The sequence below is a fragment of the Bradyrhizobium sp. SZCCHNS1022 genome (assembly GCF_032484835.1).
Taxonomy (GTDB): Bacteria; Pseudomonadota; Alphaproteobacteria; order Rhizobiales; family Xanthobacteraceae; genus Bradyrhizobium.
Window position 1 is genome coordinate 19958 of the sequence record NZ_JAUETT010000005.1, and the last position, 22571, is coordinate 42528.

Consider the following 22571-nt stretch of genomic DNA (forward strand, 5'->3'; position numbering starts at 1 on the left):
ATGGACAAGAACTATACCGAGCTTTGCAGCGGGCTGTCCGGCAATATGAAGAAGCTGCGCAAGGGCATTCCTGACGTGATGCAGGGCTTCTCCGCGATGGCGCAGGCCGCTACCCGCGATGGCGCGCTGGACAAGAAGACCAAAGAGCTGATCGCACTCGCGATCGGAGTCGCGGCCCGCTGCGACGGTTGCATCGGTTTTCACACCGAGGCGCTGGTTCGGCTCGGCGCAACGCGCCAGGAGGTGGAGGAAACGCTCGGCATGGCGATCTATATGGGCGGCGGTCCGTCGCTGATGTATGCCGCTGATGCGATTGCCGCGTTCGAGGAATTCCAGCAACGGGCGACGGCTGCCGCCTGAGATTGGCCAAGGCTGCCGCGGGAAGACCCGGCTTTCATCCGCCTTCGTGCTGCCGTTTAGGGAGCGGTCTTCATACCACGAGTTCGGATACCGCGCCGGCGGCGTCGATCAGGTGAACCCGTTCGATACCGGCCGGCTGCATCAGCGACCTGATCTGAACCACCGGCATCAGACTGAAGGCGGTCGACATCGCGTCCGCGGCAGTCGCCGTCGCGGCGATGGTTGTGACGCTGCTGTAGAGATGTCCGCAGCCGCCGTTCGTCGGATCAAACAGATGATTGAAGCGTCCTTGCGGACCGAACCGGAAGCCGTATCCTCCGGACGTGGAGACGGCGCGGTCCTCGATAGACAGCACCGTTTGCGTCCGTCCGGGCGTGTCCGGATCGGCGATGCCGACCTCCCAAGGCAGCCCATCCGGACGCGCACCGACGGCCCGGCTTTCCCCCATATCGACGAGCGTGTGCGCAATCCCCTGGGCACGCAGCAGGTCTACCACCTTGTCCGTGACGTAGCCTTGCGCGATTCCGTTCAGCGTCACGGCCGTCCCCTTCGGCGCGACGACCCGATCGCGGCTGACCGACAAGCGGCGATAGCCGACGTGGGCAAGCACCGCGTCCATGGACGCCTTGTCAGGCCCCGACGGGTCCGCGTCCGGTCTTGAGAAATACCTTGCGTAGAGATCCCAGAGCGGCTGCACAGTCGGGTCGAACAGACCGCCGGTCAGCTCCGAATGTCGCAACGAGGTCTCCATCAGTTCGACGAACTCGACCGCAGGATCCACGAGTATCCCCGTGCGGTTCAACCGTACCAAGGCGGAGTCCTCGACATAAAGGCTGAACAGCCGCTCCAGCCGTCGCGCCTCGGCACAGGCCGCAGAGATCAAACGCTCAGCCTCGTTCCGATCGGGATGATAGATCTTCATCGTTGCGACCGCGCCCAGCATCGTGCCGCGCCAGACGGCAAGATCGGCCTTCGCAGTCGCCCTACCAAGCCCCGCAACAGCTAGCCCCGCAACAGCGCCGCTGATGCTGATGAAACGCCGCCGCGACATTGCACGCGCCATGTGATCCTCCTCAATCGAGCGAAGCACGATCCTTCTGCCCCGGACTCGCCCCGCCGCCCTCCTCGTCCGGCCCGAGCACATAGGTCTTCGGGACATCCGCAAAGGACACGATGCGTCCACCGTTTTCATTCACGAATGTCTTCGCCGCGCTGCGATCCGAGAACGGGACGGCCTCTTCGCTCCCCATGCCGCCCCTGACGCTGCTGCCGATCACGAACAGAGCCTTACGCGCCTCGACCCAGTTGTCCGCGCCAGGCTTGTCCCAACTTGCTGCTTTGCCCATGTCGGAGACGTAGATCGCCTGGATGTCCTTCGGCTCGTCGGGAAGCACGGTGAAAGCAATCGTATCCCGCACCGACGAAAACCAGACCGGCTCGATCAGGCTCGCCACCAGGATCTGTCCTTTCGGACCCGGATGCTCCAGGACATTCATGCCGCAATAGTGCCCGATCGCCTCTTCTGTCATGCGATGGGGCGGCGGCATCCGCGCCGCTTGCTTCTCGCCGCAGCCAAGCAGCGCGATCGGAAGCAGGATGGCAAAGGCGAAGGAAAGACCCTTCATAGCTCTCTCCGGGAAAACGCAAACGCGGCAAGTCCGAGCGGAACCAGCGTCCAAAACAGCAGCGCGATCAGAAGCACGCCGGCCGACAAGGTCGTGCTCTGGGCCAGACCAGCCATACCAGCGAAGGTGCTGACATTGGCGAAACCGGTCAGGTTGAACAGGCGATAGGCGTCCGTCGGGTTGATCAGCAGCATTGCATCGACTGCCGAGGCCGAGATGCTGCGCCCCTGGTCCAGGGCGAGAATTCCGAGCAAGCCCATGTCGTAGATCAACACCAGGAGAAGCCATAGACCGATGCATAAGCCGGCTGCGGTGCCGCGATCTCGCACCAGCGCACTCACCAGATAGCCCATCGCGACAAACACGGCCCCGAGCAGCACGGACGATCCGATCATGGCGCCGAAGGCTGCGAGGCTGTCGGAATCGATCTGGTTTCCCGCAGCGATCAACGCGGCAGCTGCAATTCCATATCCGAGACAGGTCGCAAACGCGAGCACAGCCAGATGGCCGAGGAACTTGCCGACCAACACTTGCCAGCGAGCCACCGGGTAGCTCAGCAGCAGGAGCATCGTCCCCCGCTCCATATCGCCAACGATCGCGTCATGCGAGATCAGCAGTGCGATCAGCGGAATCAGGAAGATGGTGAGGCTGGACAGGCTGACGATCACGACATCGAGCGCGCGCACGCCGACCGTACCGGTCGGCGCACTGCCGAGAAACGTGAGCGAAAGCGCGAGCCCGGCAAGCAGCAGGGTCGCGGCCAGCACCCAGCGGTTCCGAACCGCCTGATGGATCTCCTTCCGTGCGATGACCAGCGCGTTCATCCGGCCTGCTCCGCTTGCCGCAGGAAGTGCGCGTAGAGTTCATCGAGCGTCGGAGGGACCACATCGAGATCGTCGACCGGCGTCCCCGCCGCGGTCGCGCGATGCAAGAGTTCGAGTTTCTGCTCCGGCGCAGCGTCGATCTCGACGATATGGCCGTTGAGGCGACGACAGACGGCATCGACCGGCAACCAGGAGAGCGGCCCTGCAGGCGCTGAGTCCGAAACCTTGAGCCTGATGCGGGTCGGCAGCTGGGCAAGGCGCCGCAGATGGTCGATTGACCCGTCGGCGACCTTGACGCCCCGGTTCATGATGATGACACGGCCGGCCCGCTCCTCGAGTTCGGTGAGTGCATGCGAGGACAACAACACGGTCGCGCCGCCCGCGGACAGGTGCTGGATCACTTCGTAGAAGGTCTGGCGCAGCTCCGGATCGAGGCCGGTCGTTGGCTCGTCCAGCAGCAAAACGCGAGGATGCCCGATCAGCGCCTGCGCGAGGCCCAGGCGCTGGCGCATGCCCTTGGAGTAGGTGCCGACCCGCCGCCTCGCTGCATCGCCGAGCCCCACCGTGTCGAGCAGCTTCAGCGCCTCCGCGACCGGCTCGCGCTTCAATCGCGCGTAGAAGGCCAGTGTCTCCCGCCCGGTCAGCGCGGAATCGAAGGAGACGTTTTCTGGCAGATACCCGAGTTGCCGCCGGCCAGCGAATTGTCCTAGAGCGGGATTGTCGCCGAGCACCTCCACCGCTCCGCTGGTCGGTCGGATCAGCCCGAGCATCAGCTTCATCAGCGTTGTCTTGCCCGCGCCGTTATGGCCGATCAGCGCCACGAGTTCGCCCTGCTCGAGTTCGAACGAAACCCCACACACGGCTTTGATGCGCCCATACGCCCTGGTCACATCGGTCAATCGAACCGTGCTGCTCATCGCGCGCCCTCGGCCAGGCGATGCGCTGGTGGCGACATCAAGGGATGACTGTCGATGACCCCGCCCGGCAACAGTGCCGGGAACTGCGCCTGGGCCCAGCGGATCACCTGCACAGCGGGACTGTTGATCAGAAGCTTGGCGGCCGGCGCAGTCCAGAGCACGCGATCGATCATGTCGTTCGGCCGATACGCCGTATCGGCAACGCCGTCGCCGTTCAGGTCAAAAGCCGGGTTGTCGCTCCAGTAATTGCCGCGTCCGTTCTCCGACCAGTCGAGATGGCGCGTACCGACATATTTCACCTGGTTGGAATTGTTGACGAAGGCGTTACCCGTGATCTCGTTACGCTCCGAGCCGGCGGTGAAATGGACGCCGATCTCGCAACCCTCGAACCAGTTGCGCGCAATCCTGTTCTTGTTGGTGTTGTAGATGAACACGCACTTCTCGGGTCCGATGCGTTCAGCCTTGCTTGCCGCCGGAGCGCCCGCGACCGATTGGGGGACTCCCTCCTCTGCCGTGCGATTATCCGAGGTCGCCCAGCGCTCCGCCGATTGCAGCCCGCCAATCACCGTGTTGTCTGTAATCTCCGATTCGTTTGCCGCATTGAACAGGATGCCGCGATCCCGGTCGTGATCAGAGATATTGTTCCTGACGATCAGGTGGTTGGAAAACATGAAGGCGTAACCGATGATGTTTCCCTTCGAGACGTTGTTCGTGATCTCGCCCTCGTTCGCATACATGTAGTGCACGCCGAAGCGCAAATCCCGGAAGCGGTTGCCGCTGAACACGTTGTTGCGACTGGTGATTGCGAAGATGCCGTCGCGTCCGTAGCGGAAGTCGTTGTCGATGACCTTGGCGCCGGGCGCGTTCCAGACCGTGATCCCGTTGCCGGCTTCGCTCGTGCGCGCCTGACGCAAGCCGACGACGACGTTGCGACGCACGACCGCATCGGGCGCTCCGTGAAGATACATTCCGAAGAGATTGTCCTCGAGCCGATTGTCCTCCACCACAGCACCGCGTGCCGACTGCTCGATGAAGATTCCCGAATCCATGCCCTCCAGCGAGCGCCCGGAGCCGCGCACCTCGAGCCCGCGCACGATAGCCCCTGGCGCCGAGACCGTAATGACGCTGCCCTGTCCCGTGCCGCGCACAACGACACCGGGCGCACCCGACAGCGTGATCCGGCGCGTCAAATGCAGTGGCCCGCGATAGGTTCCGGCGGCAAGCCGCACCTCGTCACCTTCTGAGGCGGACTCGAGCACCGCCTGGAGGTCGCTGACATCAGGCGTTACTGAAAGCTCTGTTGCCAGGCTAGCGCGCGGGCCGGCGCCGGCGGCAAACGCAGCCAGCGCCAAGATCGCGATGTAGCGCACCCAACGCATCGTCAGACGTTCTGCGGCGAGACCAGCATTCGCCCCCTCATCTCCATGTGCATGGCATGGCAGAACCAGGTGCAGAAGTACCAGTACACGCCGGGCTTGTCGGCAATGAACGTCACCGATGAGGTCTGTTGCGGGCCGATCTCCATGTTGACGCCGTAGTTGACGATGCAGAAGCCGTGGGTCAGATCCTCCACATCGTCGATGTTGGTGATGTAGACCGTGACCTCGTCGCCCTGTTTGACCTCGAACTTCTCAAGGCCGTAGGCCGGCGCGCTGGAGAACGAGTAGACCCGGACCTTATTGCCATCCCGGATCACCTTGGCGTCGCTCTCGAGCGTGACGCCGTCGGCCTTGGCCTGCTTGACCGCATCCGCGAAGAACGGATCGTCGCGCTTGTAGATGCTTGTGACCTTTCCCTCCAGCTTGGATCGATGCACGATGACGGCGTCATGCGGCTCGGCGAAGCTCGGGCCGTCATGCACCAGCTTCATCTGGTCGCCCGAGATGTCGATCAACTGGTCGTTCTCCGGCTTGAGCGGACCGACGTTGAGGAAGCGATCCTTGGAGAACTTGTTCAGCGAGATCAGCCACTTGCCATCGGCCTCCTTGGTCTCGCCCATCGAGGAGTGGTTGTGGCCGGGCTGATAATGGACGTCGATCTTCTGGATGATCGGATTGACCTTCTCGCCCTTGAAGGCGCGCTTGGCGAGATCGATGCTCCACTTGCAGACCTGGCTGTCGAGGAACAGCGTCGTATAACCATTGCCCTTGCCATCGAAGGCGGTGTGCAGCGGACCGAGGCCCAGTTCAGGCTCGGCGACCACCGTGGCACGCGGCTGGATTTTGTCGTCGAATAGCTGATCGAACAGACGCACATCGAACACCGAGACGGTCGGCGATAACTTCCCGTTGGCGACGACGTGAATGCCATCGGGCGCGGTGTTGATACCATGCGGGCTGTTGGGAATCGGAACATAGCGGGTGTACGGCGAGCCATGCCGACCATCGAGCACAGGAACGCCGTTCATTTCCTTGAAGTCGCCCTTCTTGACGCCCTCCTCGATGCGCTTGAGGTTGAAGATGACGATCCAATCCGTCTCGCTCGCGGTCATTTCCGCGAGTGTGACGCCCTTTTCCGAATTGTAGCAGGTCGAGAAGACGTACTTGCCCTGGTAGTCGGCGTCGGTGTTGTCGAGGTTGCCGTCGACGATAACCTGCCAAGCGACCTTCATTGTGTCGCCATCGACGGCTGAGAACATCGACCAGTACTTGGTCTTGTCGTCGAGGATCTTGCCGTCATTGGGCAGCGGCACTTCGTACTCGCCATTGCAGAACACGTAGCCGGTGCGCGGATATTTTTGCGGCCGCATGCCGTGGATCGTGTACTGGTTCGGCAGCTCGATCATCTTGTCGCACTTCATGATGTCGGTGCGGATACGGGCAAGCCGGGTGTTGGCCTTGTCATTGATGAAGATGTAGCGCCCGTCATAGGTGCCATCGGTGAAGGACATGTGCGGATGGTGGCAATCGCCGTTCTGCCACACTCCATTTAGGCGGCCCTTCAGTCGATCGCGGGTCTCCTGCGTGAGGCCCTCGTTCAGGATCTTCAGCGACTCGTTGGTCAGGCCCCAGCCGGTCGCGCTATCGCGATTGAAGACCGGAATGCGCATCAGCTCGCGCATCGACGGCATGCCGACGATCCGCACCTCACCCGTCTGGCCGCTCGAGAAGAACACATAATATTCGTCGAGTTCGCCGGGCGCGACCTCGGTCTTCTGGCCTCCAGGGCGCGCCGCAGGTTGCGCGGCAGCCGAGTTCGGAGCGACCGACTTGCCGAGGCCCAGCCCGCCCGCAAGGCCTGCCGCGCCGATCGCGGCGGTGCCAACGACTTGCCGCCGGCTGATGTTATTGTCGTCGTCTTCCTCGCGCGCCATGATGGTCTCCTGTGTGGCTATGGAGAAGGGGATGGATTGGTACCGGCGCCCGTCACCACGGGCTTTCCGGCATGGGTGAACACCGTCCCTGCTCCCTTGCCGCCCGTGCGCATGGACGGTGAGGACATGGCGGCGAACTTCTCTCGCTTGAGCCGCACCTGGATCATGTGCGGGCAGCGATGATCGTCGTAATAGAGTTCCTGACAGTGCATGCAGTAGATGCACTCGTTGACGTTGATGTGCCCCTCCGGATGGATCGACTGCACCGGGCATTCCTTGGCGCAGCGCTGGCAGGGCGAACCGCATTCCTGCCAGCGGCGAAGCCACTCGAAAGTCCGGATGCGTCCGGGGATCGCGAGCGCGGCCCCCAGCGGGCAGAGATAGCGGCAGAAGAAGCGCTCGATGAACAAGCCGATGACCAGCAGACCGACCGCGTAGGCGACGAACGGCCAGCTTCGCGCAAATTTCAGGATGATCGCGGTCTTGAACGGCTCGACCTCGGCCATTCGCTCCGCGAGATCGACCGAGTAGAGCGACAGTCCGAACAGGCCGAGGAAGATGATATATTTGACCGGCCACAGGCGCTCGTGCAGTCCCCAGGGCACGGTGATCTGCGGCACTTTGAACCATTTTGCGATCGTGTTGGTCAGTTCCTGTAGTGCGCCGAACGGACAGAGCCAGCCGCAGAACGGCCCGCGTCCCCAGAACAGAAGCGCCGCCGCGGTGGCCGACCACAGGATGAAAATCAGCGGCGCGGCGAGGAAAAATTCCCACTTGAAACCTGTCACCAGCGCGTTGCTGAACGTCACGACATTGACGACCGAGAGCTGCGCGTTGGCGTACCAACCGAGCCAGACCAGGACGAAGGCGAGGAAGCCGCGCCGAACCCAGGTGTAGAACACGGGCCGGCGCACCAGCACATTCTGGAAGAAGAAGATCACGGTGAGCGCGCACAGCATCAACGCGGTGATGCCGATCGAGACCGGCTGCGAGCGCCAGATACGCATCCATAGCGGTTCTTCGTTCTCGGCGGTCGATGCGGCCTGTTGCTCAACTGGAGCGCCCCCCTGTGCCTGCGCCGCAGGTGCCGGAGCGGTGGCTAGAACGGTGACCGCCTGCTGCTCGCGGCGGACATATTGGTCAGGCAAGACGTAATCGAGATCGAAGGTGAGAAACGCCTTGTCCCGCGCGCCGACACTGCGCTGGACGAGAAGCTGAAGCTGCCAGGGCTGCGTCGGATCGAGCGTGAACTCCGGCGGAGTGACGAACAGGCCGATCTCCTGGAAGTCGGGAGAGCCGGCTGCGGCGAGCGCTCCGAGCCGCGTATGATTGCGGTCGCGGAAGCGCGTGCTGGAGCCCTCCTGCAACACTTCGATGCGGTCGAAGATGCCGCCGCGGACATAGGCCGAGCCCTTGAAGGAATAGATTCCGTTCGCGGCGATCACGATGGCCTGCTGGCCCGGCTTCAGCCGTTCCTTCAGCCGTTGATACCCGTCGTCGCCGAGCAGACTTCGGCCGATCGTAGGTGCGGAAGCGAGCGCAACGTAGAGATCAATGAAGGTGTCATCCGGCGCACCCGGCTCGGCGTTTTGCGCCGCGACCGCATTGCCCGACTTGGCAAATGCATCGTTGACGTCATTGATGGTCAGATGCAGCCGCCGCACTGAACCGTCACCGATGAGGCTCTGCCAATCGCGCACCTCGCTATGCGAGAGATCGAGCGTCTTGGTCACCGGTGGAAGAGCCGATTTCGCGGCAGAAGCGTCCCCGCCGCCGACCCGACCGGTGCGGATCAGCTTGACGGCCGAGCGGACGATGCTGTCGCTCATGACCAGCACCGTGACCGTCGCGCCACTGACGATGTCCACCTGTGGGGGGCGTTCGGCGCCTTGCGCGACCGGCTTGATGTCCTTGCCGATCAGCGAGTTCAAGGCTCCGACGATGCGGGCCTCGGGAATACCAATCAGGACGATCGGCTCCTTGTGGTCGACCAGCTTCAGTCCGGTAATGATGCCCTTCGGATCGATACCGACGAGAATGTGAATCGGCTTGCCGGAATAGCCGACGGAGTTCGCGAAATCTGAATTGAGGTAGACGAAGCCCTGCAGCTGATCGCCGCGATACACGGGCACGACCGGTGGATCGCCCTGCGGAGGGCCAAATCGATCCGCACCCTTGAAGAAATCACCGGGCTGCACCTTGGACAGGTAGGTGCCGAGCTCGGTCGCAGCCGAAGCGGTCCCGATCGAAAGCCATGCGAAGGCCGCGAGCGCGATGGTCAAAGCAAGACCGACGCGACAACAGCGCGACGGGGCTAGCAGACTCCGAGACATGCAGCACCTCAGCGCGGAATAACGCGTCCGACGTGGACGCGTGTTCCATTCTTCTTGAATGTGGTTTGAGTGGGCGTCGGCGCTGACGGCCCGGAGAGGATCGATGATCCCGCCAACCCAATTTGACTCCTGTTTGCGACGGATGTCTAGTCGCACCAGCGAGGATGAAGTTTGTTGCAGGACAAACTTGCTTACAAAGGTGCCTCATGCTGCTCACACAAACTCTGCTCTTGAAGTCGGAGCCGGCAGGAACTTTGCATTCCCTCGATGAGCTGTTTGCGCTCGCCCATGCGATGGAGCAGGAGGCGGCAGACAGATATGGCGAGCTTGCCGAGCATATGCGCTGTCAAGACAAAGATGAATTGGCCGCGGTGTTCACGCGCCTCGCTGCTGCCGAGCGCGAACATGTCGACAGTGTCGCGCGGTGGTCGCAATCCCGGACGGGACATGCGCCTGATCCGGCAACGATCCGGTGGCAGGCGCCCGAGACGTTCGACTCCGAGACTGCGGCCGAGATGCAATCTTCCCGCCTGATGACTCCCTATCGTGCGCTCGCGATAGCCGTGCGCAACGAGGAGCGGGCGTTTGCCTTCTGGTCCTATGTCGCGGCGTACGCCAAGACACCCGATATCAAGTCTGCAGCCGAGGCGATGGCGCGCGAGGAACTCGGACATGTCGCCACGCTGCGAAGGCAGCGACGTCACGCTTTTCACGCAGAGCGCGACGCAAGGCAGGCGTCCGGAGCGGCAATATCACCTGGTGACGCCGTCGACGCACAGGTGGATGCCGGCGCGATCGAGCATCGGTTGACGCTCCTGCTTGGCCAGATCGACAGCGGCCTGACCGGAGCGGCGGCGGATCGCGTCCGTGAGCTCCAGCGGGAAACCGCCGCTATGGCAGTTGAGGCCGAAGGCGCTGTTCTGGTCACCGTCCCCCTCGCTACGGCCGATGCACCGGCTCTCGCCGAGGCGCTTGCGGACGCTTACCTCGACGGCGCCGAACGCGCCACCGACCCTGAACAGCTTGACCGCTTGCAGCGGCTTGCAGGGAAAGCTGTCGCTCGCCTCGCTTGGCTGCATTCGCTGACGTCAAGCCAGTAGCCGCTGTAGTGGGGTCATGACCAGCGGCTCGCCGCGCGCTCTTTTTCCACCCGTTCGGTGACATCTCGCACCACCGCGACGGAGCCAAGCACTTCATCATTGCCGGCGCTCTTGACGATCGCGAACGTCATTTCCGTGTAAAGTTTCCGCCCACTCTTGTGCAAGGCGCGGGTCAACGTCGGCCGGCCCTGCAGCTTCATGGCGCCGCTGGTCATGGCGGCCTCGAACCCACGCCAGTGCGCGTCCCTGAGATGCTCCGGAATGATCAGGTCGAGGCCGCGACCCAGAGCCTCTTCGGCCGAATAGCCGAACAAAGCGCTCGCGGCCGGATTCCAGCGGAGAATCGTGCCGGTGCGGTCTGCGTAGATCACGGCATCGGCGGTCTGATCGAGAATCCGCTCCGCAAGTTGAGACCGTTCTTCCATCGATTTACTCTTTGCTTCGGTCACCAAACTCCATCCTACGCGAGTTGGGCGGCAATGTCTCAGCGGTCGAAGAACTTGTCCTTGGCGGAAAGAACGTTGGAACCGGTCTCGTCCCTTGCCATGAACACCACGTCGGTTTGCCCGGACTGCTCCGTCGTCAGCGTGATCCGCAGGGCTTCCGACTCGTCCGGCGGCACCTCGACCGGAGCAAGGGTCTCGTGACCGATGATGGTCATCCTGGCATCCATGCCGCTGACCGACAGGGTATAGACATGCGCGACCGAGGATTTGTTCAACAGCTTGACCGTGTAGGCGTTGCGCACCGATCCGTCGGACAGCCGGACAGCAACGGGGTCGCGGTCATGCTGGACCGAAAGCGTGGCCGTCGTTTTGGTCGCGAACGCAACGCCGATCGTGCCGGCGAGCGCGACGCAGGCCGCGGTCAGGCCGATCGTCTTCGGGCGCACCAGGCGATTGACGTGCGCCTCCCTCCGGCGGCCCCGCTCGATGTTCCTCCAGCTCTCATAATCGATCAGCCCGCGCGGGCGGCCGAGCTTGGACATGACCCCGTCGCAGGCGTCCACGCAGAGCCCGCAATTGATGCATGCGAAGTTCGGTCCTTGGCGGATGTCTATTCCGATCGGACAGACCGCGACGCAATGGCCGCAGTCGACGCAATCGCCGGCCGGCTTGCCCTGCAGGCGCAGTTCGGCCGCCTTCTTCGCCGAGGTCCGCTGCTCGCCACGGTAGTCGCGGTAGTTGACCGTAAAGGCCTCCGGATCCCAGATCGCGCCCTGCAGCCGCGGCCACGGACACATGAAGGTGCAGACCTGCTCGCGCGCGAATCCGGCCAGGCCATAGGTGGTGCCGGTGAAGACCAGGATCCAGGTGAGCGCGTTGACCGACATCTCGCCGGAAGCTGTATTCCGCACCAGGCTCGGCGCGTCGGTAAAGTAGAAGATCAGCGTGCCACCGGTCGCCATCGCGATCAGCAGCCAGGCCGAATGCTTGGCAACGATCTGCGCCATCCGCTTTGCGGAGAGCGGAGCACCGATGTTCTTCAGGCGCTGACGGCGGTCACCCTCGATCCATCTTTCGACCAGCAGGAAGAGATCAGTCCAGACCGTCTGCGGACAGGCGAAGCCGCACCAAAGCCGCCCCGCCACCGCATTGGTCAGGATCAGGACGGTCGAGGCAAGCACCAAAAGTCCCGTGACCAAATACAGATCCTGCGGCCAAATTTCGAGGAAGAAGGCGTAGAGGCGTCCGTTCGCGAAATCGAGCAACACCGCTTGGTCCGGCGCATTGGGACCGCGGTCCCAACGGATGAATGGGGTGACGTAGTAGATCGCGAGCGTCAGCAGCAGGATGCCCCATTTGATCCGGCGGATCGGGCCTTTGACGGCCTGCGGCACCACTGGCTGGCCGGCTGCAGCCGTGGCCCTCGCGCGCGTCTTCGCGTGATCGATCTCGATCGTGATCGTCATCTTGGCGCCTCAGCTGACCGCCGCGAAGCCGAGCGATGCGCGGATGGCCGGGGCGATCCGGGCCGGCGTCCACGGGGGATCGAAGGTCATCGTCACGTCGACCGAGCCGATACCGGGCAGGCCGGCAACACTGTTCGTCACCCCCTCTTTGAGGAAGCTGGTCGCCGGACATCCCGGCGTGGTCGCGGTCATCGTCACATGAACGGCGTCGCCAGCGATTGAGATGTCGTAGACGAAGCCGAGATCGACCACGTTCTCGCCAAGCTCCGGATCGATCACAACACGCATGGCATCGCGGATGAGACCTTCGCGTTCGTCGGTCATCACGGAGCCCTCACCGTTAGTTCATACGTCGCGCCGTCAGGTGTGAACCCGCCGAGCCAGCGGAAGCCGCGCTTTTCGAGTTGCGGGAACAGGAACACCGGTTCGCGCCGCAGCAGCGCCGACAAGGTCTCGCCGGGTCCGAGTTGGTCGGCCGCCGCAAGAATCCGGACCATCGGTTCCGGCGGCTCGAGGTCGCGGTTGTCCAGCTTGACGGCGGGTTCAGGCCAATCGTCGAAACCGGCGCCGGCCGTTGCACTCGACGCCTGCTCCAGTTCCGTCTCCACCGGCGTGAACAGAACTTCCCACTCGCCGTGCTCGAGCGGGCGATCCGCATAGGCATAGCCTTTGTCCGCCATGACGGCGAACAGCGGAACAGGCTTGAAGGTCGCGTAGAGGCGAAGGCCCTGCCCCGGCGCAAGCCGCTGCAGCGCGGCCATGATGACCGAGAAGGGTTCGCCTCCAGCGCGCAGGATCGGACGGACGTCGACATCGATATAATCGGTCATGGGTTTCCTCTCTCAACTCCTGGCGAACAACAAGTGTGGCGCGATCGCGCCGCCCGGAAGCCGCAGCGGACTTGCGACATCCGCCAGCCGCCGGATCCGGATCACTTCGTGCACAATGCCGGCTGCTCCAATGGCCATCACCGCGACAGTGATCCGGAACGAAGCGGCGGGCGCGCCCATCAGCAGCGTCAGGGTTCCGGCCCAGACCGCGGCGTAGTAGATGACGAACCACTTCGTCGCCCTGCCCTCCGCGACGAGATCCTGGACGCGCGGCGTGGGAGCGCGTCCCATCACCGGGCCGTAGGTCTCGAGCCAGGTCAGGAAGGCGACGATCTTGTAGAGCTTGGCGAGCACCAGGCCCGACAGCCAACCGAAAACGGCGAGGAAGGCGAAGGCGCCGACGTGCGCGGTGAAGGCGCCAGCCATCGCAAGTGCAATGCCGAGCACCGCGGTCCCGGCCAGGCTGGCGAAGGACAACGTCGCCATCCGCATGTTGAGCTCGAGCTGCCGCCGCTTGCGGGCGCGGTAGATGCCGGCGATGTCGCGCCCGTACAGGGCGCCGGAGGCGAGCGCAAGCATGGCGGCGGTCGCAAGCACGATGCGCAATCCAGACCCGAACCCGATCGCGAGGAGCCCGCCGGCGACGGCGACGACGACGGCGGCGGCACCGGCGGTCAGCGTGGTCATGCTCTGCCGTTCATCGATGTCCGGCGCCAGCATGAACATGGCCAGCAGCCGGTAGCTCACGCCCATGGCCGTCAAGGTCAGCCAGCCCCCGAGACCGGCGATCGCATGCAGCGGAATGCCGGACGCCAGCAGCACATCGCCCACCGAGCCTGCCCGGCCGGCAAGGGCGAATGCGAAGACCGAGCCGAATGCTGCTGTCGCGCTGAGCGAGGCGAGGCCGACGAGAACGAAGCGGGCCGGCCCCGTCGGACGCAAGCACGCCGTGAGGCCCAGATCGACCACGACCAAAGCGAAGCCCGCCACGAGCAGGACCGCGCCGAGCGGAAGCAGCCACAATGCGGGTGGAAGTCGGCCGCCCAAGGCCAGGAACCCCGCGAGCAGCAAGACGAGGCCGGCGGTCAGCAAGCCCAGGGCCGGCAAGGCCCAGTTGTCCGCGAACAGGGGCTTGGCGACCAGCACGGGCACGAACTGGAACAGCGCGCCGCACATCGCAAGGCTCAGCCAACCGATGCCGACCGCATGCACCAGGACCAGCGTATCCGGGGCTGCGAGATCCACGGCCGGATAGCCGATACCGAGCACCATCAGGAGCAAGGCGACGAACAGCCACGCGAGCGCCATTGCGAAATAGCTCATTGTCCATCGTGATATGCTGGCGCCGACCATGTTGGCCTCGGAGTTCGTGCGCGGCACGAATGTAGAGCGTAGATAAGCGACCGTAAGCCGTGGCGACCGGCATCTCTTTGTCGGAGCACAAATTACCGAGCCGTTGACCACTCCGCCAATCCAGGCGCGTCGCGCACGCCGAACGTTGCGCCAGCGCAAGCTTCCTGCAAGTTCCGCGAGGTAAGAGCCGGCGGGGGCATTGAGGCCTGCGCCCGGTCCGGCTACTCTCCACCGCAATTTGAAACGAGGCTACCGATGGCTGCTGTCGACCGTTCGCTGGTCGCGAACCTCCCGATGTTCGCGGGGCTCTCGCCCGCCGAGCAGGATGAGTTGCTGGGCGAAGCGCGTTCGATCCGCTACGCCAAGGGCACGGCCGTCTTCGACCAGGGGACGGAGGCCTCGCGCTTCTTCCTGCTGCTGCACGGGCATCTTCGGGTCGAGAAGACGACCTCGCAAGGACAGCAATCCGTGGTGCGTTACGTCTCCGCCGGCGAGTTGTTCGGCGTCGCCCAGGCGATGAGTCTCTTGCGCTATCCTGCGACGGCGGTCGCCGCCGTGGACAGCATCGCGCTCGCCTGGCCATCGGCCTCATGGGCAAGGCTGATCGCCAAATATCCGAGCCTTGCCTCGAGCGCGCTGCAGACAGTCGGCAACCGCCTGCAGGACACCCAGGCGCGGGTGATGGAGATCTCGAACGAACAGGTCGAGCAACGCGTGGCGCACGCCCTGCTCCGTCTCGCCAAGCAGGCCGGACGAAAGGTCGAGAACGGGATCGAGGTCGACTTTCCGATCAGCCGTCAGGACATCGCCGAGATGACCGGGACGACGCTGCACACCGTCAGCCGCATCCTCAGCGCCTGGGAAGGCGAAGGCCTGGTCGAGGGTGGCCGGCAGCGGATCGTGCTGTGCGACATCCAAAGGCTTCGCGGCTTCGCCGAGGGCGAAGAAGCCATGCAGGTCCGCAAGCGCGGGCCCTAGGCTGCGTTCGTCCGAGGCGTATCGTCGCGATTGCGACAAGTGTTGTTCGCTTGACGTGTCAAACAGCGTGGCAGGCATGGGCTCGCGATCTCGCGGCGGCTTGCGCCCGAGCTTTGATCGGCTGTCCCCTCTTCTGCCGAAGAAGAGGACGCAGGGAAGGCCGGGAGCTTGCCGCCCCCATGGCCCCCGTGCAGTAAAGAATGCACGGGGTAGGAACCACAGGTTCGGCCAAGACATCCCGGCCTTCCCTGCGCGATAGTTTGAGCGGCTTATACGTGATCTCCCCGGGGACCGGCTTGATTGTCCCCGTGTCGCGACAACGCGCTACGCGCGTTGCGCTGGGCATCAGCTCCGGGATGCCAGGACCACACGACTTCGCCGTCGCATCGATTTGTTCGTCCGCATGAGAAAGATCACGCTGCAAATCGACGCGCCCATCGCATCTCAGGCCCAACGTTCGTGACGATCGCGAAGCGCCCCTCTTGCGGGCCGAGACGCCGGAGAATGTGAACTTGATTTGCCCGACGACACAAGCCGAGCGGCGTGCGGCAAACTGGCACGACGGGCCGTTCGGGTATGGAGCATATACGCGGATTGCCCGTCGTGCAGACGACCGGTCTTCGTATTCGTCCTCTGCGAGCTATTCACGTCAATGGCAAGGCCGCAAACCTTCGTCTCGAAGGGATGGAGGTCCGCCCTCGTGCTCTCGGTCGAGGTCACTGCGCGCAGGCAGCCACGTATCGAGGTGGCCGCAGGCCGACGGGCCAGACACGCGCGATTGCGCGCGAGCCTAGGCTCGGACAAATGTCCCCCTATTCCGATTCAATCGTCCCCGCTAGCTTTGATGTCACGCCCATGGCCCTGACCGGCAAGGGCGCAGCAATCGCTGGCCCATTCTTCTAACCGTCTCCAGCGTCCCTGCCCTATCGTCATCGACCTGACGGCGCCACCATTGGCGCCATCGTCATCGCTCAGCGCTGCGCCTTTTCGACATAGGTCGCCACCGCCTTCTTGTTGTGCGCGTCGATCAATCGGCTTCCGTCGGCGACGAGATCGGCGAGGGTTTGCCGGTGCAAGGCACCCCGCCACGCCTCCTCGGCCGCGATCATCCGGGTCTTGATGAAGCAGTCCGCCTTGTAGACGCAGGGGTCCTTCGCCTTGCCGGGACCGCGTCGCCGGATCTCCCGACAGACGAAGGCAGGCTCGCGCCCATCGATCGCTTCGACGATGTCGAGCAAGGTGATGCGCTTGGGATCGCGCGCCAGCCGATAGCCGCCGCGCGGGCCCGGCAGGGCATCGATGACCGCGGCGGCGGTGAGCGCCCGCAAGTGCTTGAGAAGATAGGTTTCCGAAACACCGTGCAACTCGGCGAGGCTCTTGCCCGGTAGCACCTTCCCTTCCGGCAATCCGGCCAGCACCAGGGCACAGTGCAGCGCCGCCTCCACGCCGTCGCTCATGCGCCGCATCGCCACCTCCCAAAACGCGCTTGGATCGCGCTCTAATCATGGATATATATTATCTATGATTCATCGCCAACCCCTTCCCGCGCCGGAGGCTTCCATGCATCCCAGAATGAACATCGCAGCATTGACACCCGATCTCTATCAGGCCGTCCGCGCGCTCGACGGCGCCGTGAGCAAGTCCGGGCTCGACAAGCGCGCTTTGCACCTTCTCAAGCTCCGCGCCTCCCAGATCAACGGCTGCGCCTATTGCGTCGATCTTCATGTAAAGGACGCCCTGGCCGACGGGATGGATTCGCAACTGTTGCATCTGGTCGCCGTCTGGCGCGAGTCGCCGTTCTTCGACACGCGCGACCGGGCGGTGCTCGAATGGACCGAGAGCGTGACCCTGGCCGCACAGTCGGGCATTCCCGACGCCGCCTATGAAGCCGTTCGCGCGGTCTTCCCGGAAACCGACATTGCCAAGCTGACGATCGCCATCGGAACCATCAATGTCTGGAACCGCATTGCCGTCAGCTCCCGGACGCAGCATCCGGTTGGCACTGGGGCCCGAGCAGGTTCACATTGATCGGACGGCCTTCCCCCCCTGACATCGATGTCAGAGGGTAGAATTCATGCTCGCGCCGACGTGACGCCATTGACGTCGACCTTCGGCGCAACGCCCGCGCCCGAGCCTTCAGGCGTCAAGTATCGATGTGCCATATGAGTTGTCTACGGCACACAGCCACCCGCCAGTCTCCGACTTGCGGAAGATATAAGTTGCGCGCCGAACGATCGGCTCATTCCCGTCTCCCGTATCGAGGAGAGTCTCCATGATGACGAGGGCGGTATCCGCGCCTTCGATGACCTCCATCCGGCCCTGCCTGACCTTCAATTGGTTCTTGAAATGGGCAGCAATGGCCACGAATGCTTTCCGTATCTGATCCTTGCCTGAAGCATTCAGGCCGGGCTTCACGACCAGCGTCGCATCATCGGCATAGAACTCCATCAAGCTGTCGAAGTCCTTTGCCGTGATAGCCTTGTCGGCGGCCTTGATCAGTTGCTTCAGTGGATGATCTGACATCGTCGTCTCCTTAATTGCCCGGAGACGGAATACAGAAAACCCGCCTCTAGGGCGGGTTGCTTGCAAAGGACAAATGAAGCGCGCACCCACCAATCAGTGATTGGTGGGAATAATCGACAGATAGGGTGCACAACGGCTGTCCATTTTCTCCCACTAACATGACAACGCCGGCAACTCAATCCTCTGCCCGCGTCAGATTCCAAGGCGGATACGGATTCGGGCGCTTCGATTCCGAAATTCGCGAACGAATGCGCCGCGACATGATGCAACTTCGAAACCGGGTGATGCGCTGGTCATTCGACCGGCGCAATACGAGCTTCCCGCGCGATCGCTTCCCGGACGGATGCCCGCGCGCCGATCCGCTGCATGTAGCCTGCGATCGCCGGCCAAGACGCGAGATCGATCGAAAAGCCCTGCATCCAGCCAAGCACCGTGAAGAGATAGGCATCGGCGACCGTGAAGCGCTCCCCCATCAGATAGTCTCGTGACGCGAGGTCCGCCTCGATCAAATCGAAGCGACGGAACAGCCGCTGCCGGAAGATCGCCTGCACCTCCTCGGGCAACACCCGGTTGAACAACGGGCTCGATCCGGCGTGGATTTCGCTGGTGATGAAGTTGAGCCATTCCTGGAGCCGAACCCGCGCCAGCGTGCCGGCAGCCGGCGCAAGTCCCGCCTTTGGCTTCAAATCCGCCAGATATTGGACGATGGCCGGTCCTTCGGTCAGCACCTCGCCGGTATCGAGTTCGAGCGCCGCGACATAGCCCTTCGGATTGATGGCGAGGAAGTCCCCTCCTTCCGCGGTGCGTTTTGTCCGGTTGTTCACGCGCACGAGATCGTAAGGCAAGCCGAGCTCCTGGAGCACGATGTGCGGCGAGAGCGAGCAGGTGTCGGGCGCGAAATAGAGCTTCATCGTGTGGGCCTCGTTGAGCGGATGCATCGGCCCCCTTTTGGCAGCCACTATGGAATAATGAAAATTACTCGGATATTTTTCTGGTATAAGCAGAGCTACTATGAATCTGACCCAGCTCCAGAGCCTGATCGCCGTCGCCGAAGCCGGCAGCTTCACAGCGGCCGCCGACAGGCTGGGCGTCACCCAATCGGGGATGAGCCAGGCGCTTGCCGCGCTGGAAGAAAGTCTCGGCGTCAAACTCCTCGTCCGCCGGCCGCGGGGCGTTGAATTGACCGCCTTCGGAGAGCGCACACTCGAGCACGCGCGCGCCGCGCTCAGCCATCTGGAAGCGATCGAAAAGGAGGCGATGGCCCTGACCGATGAGGACAGCGGCGCCATACGCCTGGCCGGATTTCCCAGCGTCTTCGCGACTGTGCTTCCGCCGCTGCTTCGGCGCTTCCGCGCGCTCCATCCCGGCATCGAATTGGTATCGCTCGAAACCGATGATACCGAAGTGGAAAGCTGGTTGGCGACGGGGGCGGTCGATCTCGGCGTCGTTCTCAATCCGTCTCCAGACAGGAATGCCGTTCCGCTCGGGCGGGACGCATGGATCCCGATTCTGCCGGCGGCCCATCCCTTGGCGCGACGATCGTCGTTGTCGCTCGCCGAGCTGGCCGCCGCGCCGTTCGTCCTCGCCACCGGCGGGTGCCATACCAACGCCCGCTCGCTCGCCGCGGCGGCCGGCCTGTCGCTCAAGGATGTGCGGATCGAGGTGCGCGACTGGGCGAGTGCGATTGCGCTGGTGCGCGAGGGCGCCGGCGTCAGCCTGGTGCCGGAATCGACCCTGCCGGAACGACGGCAAGGCCTGCGGATCGGCAAGCTCGTTCCAGCCCTGCACCGCGATTTCGGTCTCGTCGCATCGCCGGCCCGGCCGCTGTCGCGGGCAAGCAGCTTGTTCGTCGAAGTCTGTCGTCGCATGAGTGAGACGGCACGCGCATAGTAGAAGCCGGATTGCCGGGCCCTTGTATGGTCTCCAGCTTCATACCGGATCATAGACCTCCCTCCTCCTTCCGAAGGTCAGGAAGCTGAGTGCGGCCAGCACCCAGACGCCGATGGCGCCGTAGAGCATCACATCGCCGAAGCCCGCAGCCATCGCGGTACGGCTGATCGCATCCGGCAAGCCCGGGACTGCATCGTGAAGACCGGCCGCAGTCCCGGCGGCAATCTGTTCGGCAAGGTGCCGGAGCTGTGCTGCCTCGAACGAGCCCGATGCGGCGCCTTTCAGGCTGTAGAGGACACCATCGACCAGCACGAAGCCCATCAGCGCGATGTTGATGGCGAGCGAGATCATCCGCGCGCTCATATCGATCCCTGAGGCCATGCCGGCCCTGTCGCTCGACACCGATCCGGTGGTCGTGTTGGTGACGGGCGTGTTGGTCGCGCCGAGACCGATTCCGGCCGCCAGCGCGCCGATCAGCGTGATCGGCAAGGCCGCCACACCACCACCTGTTCCGATCCGCATGATGAGAAAGCCGAGCCCGATCGCGAACAGCCCTGCGGGGATGACGATGCCCGGGCCGTGACGAAGCGAAAGGCGTTCGGCAAAGGGCGGCACCACCAGCGTCGGCAAGGTGTAGGCGAGCAGCGCAAGGCCGGCCGTCAGGCCATCCAGTCCGAGCCCCGCCTGAAACCAGATCGGCAGATAGATCATGAACGGCCAGAAGCTGAAGTTCATGCCCATCGATCCGAACAGGGCTCCGGAAAAGGGCCGGACCCGGAATACCGAGAAATCGAACATCGGATGCGGCGTGATGCGCTCGGCGACGATGAATGCGATCAGGCTCACGCCGGCGGTGCCGATGATTGCGAGTGCCATCGGGCTGGTGAAACCGAGTTCTCCTCCCTCGGTGATGAAGTAAGCCAGGCAGAAGACGGCGACTGACAGGGTCACGATGCCGGCGAGATCGAGGCGCTGGGCGTCCGGATCCTTCGATTCCCGAACTCCGGCCAGCGCCAGAGCGGCCGTCAGCGCGGCGAGCAGGCCGTGAAGCAGGAACACCCAGGCCCAGCCCATCAGCGCCGCAATCCCGCTTCCGATCACCGGTCCGAAGCCGAGACCCGAGCCGAACACGATGCCCCACCATCCAAAAGCCCAGGCGCGCTCCTTGGCCCCATTGAACTGCTCCGACAGCACCGCGACCTGGCAGATCAGCATTGCGCCGCCGCTCGCCCCCTGCAGCGCCCGGCCGACGATGAAAACCGTCATGTCGGGCGCAACGCCACAGAGCAGCGAGGTCGCGCCGAAGACAACAATGGTCAGGACGAGCAGACGCTTGCGGCCGTATCGATCGGCCAGAGTGCCGGCCGCCATCAGCACCGTCGCCACGGCGATGGTGTACGCATTCATCGTCCACTGGAGCTGCTGAAAATCGGCGCGGAAGACTTTCTCCAGCGTCGGCAGGATGGCCGGAACACTCGATATCTCGAGCCCGAACATCATGGACGAGAGGCAAACGGTGGCCAAGGCAAGGTTGTCTCGCCGAGACGAGGCATAGGTCATCGATCAGGCCTTTCAGCGCCGCGACTATTCGGCGCGCCATGAACTGCCGATCACGCGCGGCGACAGAGGCCGGAGTGTCGGGGCAGTCCTGCGAGTGAACTGTTGTTGATGGGCCGGATCGTAGGCGAAGCTTGACGATATAAAAATGATATGGCTGGATATTTCAGAAACAACAAAATCGGATGATGGAGATGACCTCCCTCGATGTCGATTCCGTCCAGGCCTTCGTGGCGATTGCCGACCTTCAGAGCTTCACGCGAGCGGCGGAATCCCTGGGCACCACGCAGGGCGCGATCAGCGTCAAATTGCGGCGTCTGGAAGAGCGCATCGGCCAACGGCTGATCGAGCGCACCCCGCGCCACGTCCGCCTATCGGCACAAGGCGCCGCATTCCTCGCTCGGGCTCGCGACTTCCTTGCCGCGCATGAAGCCGCGCTGTCGGCGCTGTCGGCCACGTCTCCGCGCCGTTTCGGGCTCGGCATTGCCGCGCATGTCGCAGGTCCCGAGCTTCCGACGCTGCTGGCGCAACTCAACGCGCATGATCCAGGGCTGCGCATCGAGGTCCGTCTCGAAAATTCGCGCACGCTTCTCGATGCCTTCGACCGCGGAGAGCTGGACGCCTGCATCATCCGGCGCGAAGACGACCGGCGTGACGGCAAGGTGCTCGGGCCGGAGCATTTCGGCTGGTTCGCCACGCCGAATTTCGAGCATCGGCAGGGCGAGCCGCTGCGGCTTGCGGCGCTGTCGCCGTCGTGTGGCGTGCGCGATGTCGCGACCCGCGCCCTGGACGAAGCCGGCATCGCCTGGACCGAAGTGTTTCTCGGCGGCGGCTCCTCGGCGGTCACGGCGGCCGTCTCCGCCGGGCTCGCCATGGCTGTCTTCTCCTGGCGCCTTGCCCCGCCCGGTACCGTCGAAGTCGGCGAGCGCTTGAAGCTGCCGCGCCTTCCTTCGTCCGAGATCGTGCTGCACTCGACGCTTACCGACCCCAAATCGCGCGCCGCACTGCGTACGCTGGCCGCCGCGTTCGACGCAGGCCGCGCATAGCAGAAGCCGG

General features: G+C 63.7%; 22 protein-coding genes. 6 read left to right on the forward strand and 16 right to left on the reverse strand.

The window, feature by feature from the left end; genetic code table 11:
- Window positions 1-360 (forward strand): carboxymuconolactone decarboxylase family protein, encoded by a 360-nt coding sequence (locus QX071_RS25580; RefSeq protein WP_315705448.1) that lies wholly within the window; start codon window positions 1-3, stop codon window positions 358-360.
- 70 nt (window positions 361-430) lie between these two features.
- Here QX071_RS25580 and QX071_RS25585 read toward each other — a convergent pair whose 3' ends face one another.
- The 7 genes from QX071_RS25585 to QX071_RS25615 are packed head-to-tail and all read right to left on the reverse strand — an operon-like array spanning window position 431 to window position 9372.
- The gene (locus QX071_RS25585) at window positions 431-1423 is read right to left on the reverse strand and encodes an FAD:protein FMN transferase (RefSeq protein ID WP_315705447.1); all 993 of its coding nucleotides are present in this window, start codon (window positions 1421-1423) and stop codon (window positions 431-433) included.
- A 10-nt stretch (window positions 1424-1433) separates the two neighbouring features.
- Window positions 1434-1985, reverse strand: coding sequence for a nitrous oxide reductase accessory protein NosL (locus tag QX071_RS25590; RefSeq protein WP_315705446.1), 552 nt, complete (start codon window positions 1983-1985; stop codon window positions 1434-1436).
- Window positions 1982-2809, reverse strand: a complete 828-nt coding sequence (locus tag QX071_RS25595) for an ABC transporter permease (protein ID WP_315705445.1) — start codon at window positions 2807-2809, stop codon at window positions 1982-1984. Before QX071_RS25595 ends, QX071_RS25590 begins: the two co-directional genes overlap by 4 nt.
- Entirely contained in the window at window positions 2806-3726 is a 921-nt protein-coding gene (locus QX071_RS25600) for an ABC transporter ATP-binding protein (RefSeq protein WP_315705444.1), read from the reverse strand. Before QX071_RS25600 ends, QX071_RS25595 begins: the two co-directional genes overlap by 4 nt.
- Complete coding sequence (locus QX071_RS25605) at window positions 3723-5105, reverse strand: nitrous oxide reductase family maturation protein NosD (protein WP_315705443.1); 1383 nt, start codon at window positions 5103-5105, stop codon at window positions 3723-3725. The genes QX071_RS25600 and QX071_RS25605 overlap by 4 nt, the downstream gene beginning before the upstream one ends.
- A gap of 2 nt (window positions 5106-5107) precedes the next feature.
- Entirely contained in the window at window positions 5108-7039 is a 1932-nt protein-coding gene (nosZ, locus tag QX071_RS25610) for a TAT-dependent nitrous-oxide reductase (RefSeq protein ID WP_315705442.1), read from the reverse strand.
- Window positions 7040-7056: 17 nt separating this feature from the next.
- A complete protein-coding gene (locus QX071_RS25615; protein ID WP_315705441.1) occupies window positions 7057-9372 on the reverse strand; it encodes a 4Fe-4S binding protein in 2316 nt (771 codons plus the stop codon).
- A 206-nt stretch (window positions 9373-9578) separates the two neighbouring features.
- Between QX071_RS25615 and QX071_RS25620 the strand changes: the two genes are divergently transcribed.
- Window positions 9579-10472 (forward strand): ferritin family protein, encoded by an 894-nt coding sequence (locus QX071_RS25620; RefSeq protein WP_315705440.1) that lies wholly within the window; start codon window positions 9579-9581, stop codon window positions 10470-10472.
- A 14-nt stretch (window positions 10473-10486) separates the two neighbouring features.
- On the opposite strand, the gene QX071_RS25625 is transcribed toward QX071_RS25620, so the two are convergent.
- From QX071_RS25625 to QX071_RS25645, 5 genes are read right to left on the reverse strand one after another with little or no spacing between them, the layout of a single operon-like run.
- Window positions 10487-10921: a PAS domain S-box protein gene (locus tag QX071_RS25625; protein ID WP_315705439.1), complete on the reverse strand. Its 435-nt coding sequence runs from the start codon at window positions 10919-10921 to the stop codon at window positions 10487-10489.
- 35 nt (window positions 10922-10956) lie between these two features.
- Window positions 10957-12384 (reverse strand): cytochrome c oxidase accessory protein CcoG, encoded by a 1428-nt coding sequence (gene ccoG / locus QX071_RS25630; protein ID WP_315705438.1) that lies wholly within the window; start codon window positions 12382-12384, stop codon window positions 10957-10959.
- A 9-nt stretch (window positions 12385-12393) separates the two neighbouring features.
- Window positions 12394-12708 (reverse strand): metal-sulfur cluster assembly factor, encoded by a 315-nt coding sequence (locus QX071_RS25635; protein WP_315705437.1) that lies wholly within the window; start codon window positions 12706-12708, stop codon window positions 12394-12396.
- Entirely contained in the window at window positions 12708-13214 is a 507-nt protein-coding gene (locus tag QX071_RS25640) for a DUF2249 domain-containing protein (protein WP_315705436.1), read from the reverse strand. The genes QX071_RS25635 and QX071_RS25640 overlap by 1 nt, the downstream gene beginning before the upstream one ends.
- Window positions 13215-13226: 12 nt before the next feature.
- Window positions 13227-14567 (reverse strand): hypothetical protein, encoded by a 1341-nt coding sequence (locus tag QX071_RS25645; RefSeq protein WP_315705485.1) that lies wholly within the window; start codon window positions 14565-14567, stop codon window positions 13227-13229.
- Between the two features lie 255 nt (window positions 14568-14822).
- On the opposite strand from QX071_RS25645, the gene QX071_RS25650 reads away from it, so the two are divergent.
- Window positions 14823-15545, forward strand: a complete 723-nt coding sequence (locus QX071_RS25650) for a Crp/Fnr family transcriptional regulator (protein WP_315705435.1) — start codon at window positions 14823-14825, stop codon at window positions 15543-15545.
- A gap of 971 nt (window positions 15546-16516) precedes the next feature.
- Here the strand turns inward: QX071_RS25650 and QX071_RS25655 are convergent.
- Complete coding sequence (locus QX071_RS25655) at window positions 16517-17002, reverse strand: Rrf2 family transcriptional regulator (protein ID WP_315732805.1); 486 nt, start codon at window positions 17000-17002, stop codon at window positions 16517-16519.
- Between the two features lie 103 nt (window positions 17003-17105).
- On the opposite strand from QX071_RS25655, the gene QX071_RS25660 reads away from it, so the two are divergent.
- On the forward strand, window positions 17106-17573 hold the full coding sequence (locus tag QX071_RS25660; protein WP_315705484.1) for a carboxymuconolactone decarboxylase family protein: 468 nt from the start codon (window positions 17106-17108) through the stop codon (window positions 17571-17573).
- Window positions 17574-17681: 108 nt separating this feature from the next.
- Here QX071_RS25660 and QX071_RS25665 read toward each other — a convergent pair whose 3' ends face one another.
- Both QX071_RS25665 and gstA read right to left on the reverse strand, forming a co-directional pair.
- Window positions 17682-18068 carry an SgcJ/EcaC family oxidoreductase gene (locus QX071_RS25665; protein WP_315705433.1) on the reverse strand — a complete coding sequence of 129 codons (387 nt, stop codon included), beginning with the start codon at window positions 18066-18068 and terminating at the stop codon, window positions 17682-17684.
- Between the two features lie 293 nt (window positions 18069-18361).
- Window positions 18362-18979, reverse strand: coding sequence for a glutathione transferase GstA (gene gstA / locus QX071_RS25670; RefSeq protein ID WP_315705483.1), 618 nt, complete (start codon window positions 18977-18979; stop codon window positions 18362-18364).
- 100 nt (window positions 18980-19079) lie between these two features.
- On the opposite strand from gstA, the gene QX071_RS25675 reads away from it, so the two are divergent.
- On the forward strand, window positions 19080-19958 hold the full coding sequence (locus QX071_RS25675; RefSeq protein WP_315705432.1) for a LysR family transcriptional regulator: 879 nt from the start codon (window positions 19080-19082) through the stop codon (window positions 19956-19958).
- Between the two features lie 39 nt (window positions 19959-19997).
- Here QX071_RS25675 and QX071_RS25680 read toward each other — a convergent pair whose 3' ends face one another.
- Entirely contained in the window at window positions 19998-21518 is a 1521-nt protein-coding gene (locus QX071_RS25680) for an MFS transporter (RefSeq protein ID WP_315705431.1), read from the reverse strand.
- Between the two features lie 191 nt (window positions 21519-21709).
- Here QX071_RS25680 and QX071_RS25685 point away from each other — a divergent pair, with 191 nt between their 5' ends.
- Window positions 21710-22561 (forward strand): LysR family transcriptional regulator, encoded by an 852-nt coding sequence (locus tag QX071_RS25685; RefSeq protein WP_315705430.1) that lies wholly within the window; start codon window positions 21710-21712, stop codon window positions 22559-22561.
- Window positions 22562-22571 lie beyond the last annotated feature (10 nt).